This window comes from Rhizobacter sp. P2_H3 (assembly GCF_056403355.1).
In genome coordinates, this window is sequence record NZ_JBFUFQ010000465.1 from 1 (window position 1) to 1,580 (window position 1,580).

General features: G+C 57.7%; 2 protein-coding genes. Both read right to left on the minus strand.

Annotated features, from left to right (window positions below):
- The coding region (locus AC1D1T_RS32360) for a TRAP transporter substrate-binding protein (RefSeq protein ID WP_477993447.1) at positions 1-683 on the minus strand (683 nt) is incomplete at its 3' end.
- A 114-nt stretch (positions 684-797) separates the two neighbouring features.
- Positions 798-1,580: hypothetical protein (locus tag AC1D1T_RS32365; RefSeq protein WP_477993449.1), on the minus strand; the 783-nt coding region annotated here is incomplete at its 5' end.

Below are 1,580 nucleotides of genomic sequence, written 5' to 3' on the forward strand. Positions count from 1 at the left end.
ACCTTGTTGAAGCCGAGCTTCTGGTCGTCGTACGGGCCGACCCATTCGGCGGCGTCGATGGTGCCCTTCTCCAAGGCGGGGTAGATGTCGCCGCCGGGGATGTTCTGCGGCACCGCGCCGATGCGCTCCAGCACGCGGCCGCCGAAGCCGCCGATGCGCATCTTCAGGCCCTTCATGTCGGCCAGCGACTTGATCTCCTTGCGGAACCAGCCGCCCATCTGCGCGCCGGTGTTGCCGCCGGGGAAGTTGACGATGTTGTACTGGTGGTAGAACTCGCGCATCAGCTTCAGGCCGTTGCCCTCGACCATCCACGCCGTCATCTGGCGGGAGTTCAGGCCGAACGGGATCGCGCAGCCGAGCGCGAAGGTCTCGTCCTTGCCGAAGAAGTAGTACGGCGCGGTGTGCGCCATCTCSACGGTGSCGTTCTGCACSSCRTCGACCACGCCGAAGGCCGGCATGATCTCGCCGGCCGCGTGCACCGAGATCTGGAACTTGCCGCCSGWSAKCTCGCCGACCTTCTTCGCGAAGACYTCGSCGSCGCCGWAGATGGTGTCGAGCGATTTCGGGAAGCTGGAGGCSAGGCGCCAGCGCAGGGCCGTCTGGGCGTGGACGATGGCCGGAGCGCTGCCGGCGGCGAGCACGCCGGCCAGGCCGGTGCGGGTGATGAAGATGCGGCGTTCCATGTCTCTCTCCTCGGGGTGATGGGGCGGGGAGATTTTTTACCGAGCTTCAGGAGGGGTGGGGATGGGCTTTCCCCGTTGGGGAAAGCCCGGCGGTGCTCACGGCGACAGGCGCAATCAGTTCGCTCGTTTTAAATTCGAGTAGTCAACAATTGTTTGCACGTAAAGGGCACATTTCTGAGCGAAATCCGTCGCCGCCGCTGCCAGCTCTTGGTCATCTTTGAAAATCGTTCCCGACGAAAATACCGTCGCTTGCCGATTGAAATAGTCACGCATTTTATTTAATTCCCCCCGTTTGCCTCGATCCCTCGAATGATTGCACACACCAACGCAGTCTGCCGCGAGTAGGCTGCACATATTTTTCAGCAACTGGAGGTTGACACTTCTTTGGATAATCTCCTGCTTCACAAGATCCCCCCAAGTAATCGCATCTTGACCATAGTCCTCCCGCCGTCTACCGGACGTCCGCAATTGAGGATCGTTCGGATCAAGGGGCTTGCAATACTTGTCCCTCCCCACGGAGGAAGGCACGCCTGTAGCAACACTATCCGCGTCTTCATGCATCACAGTTTTGATCGACTTGCGCGTCAATTCAGCCGTCTTCGCCTTCGATTTCTCGCTCAACTTCTCCTGCATTCTGTAGGCGTTGACTTCGAGGGTCTCAGCACAAATTTTCTTACTAACCTCTTTATGTTGCAGAAGATTTATTTCGGGAATTTTATGGCTTTCGTATTTTTTTCCACTATTAATTTTATCTCTCGCCTGAGAGATCCATTTCTCTGACGCCTTGGTATTCTTCGCCTCCTTCTCAGATCGATGCAAGATCCTCTGAGGCCCCTTCATCAATTCAACCTCGCCTCCCCTCTCAGTTACAGTGGTGGCCTCAGACTTGATATCCCC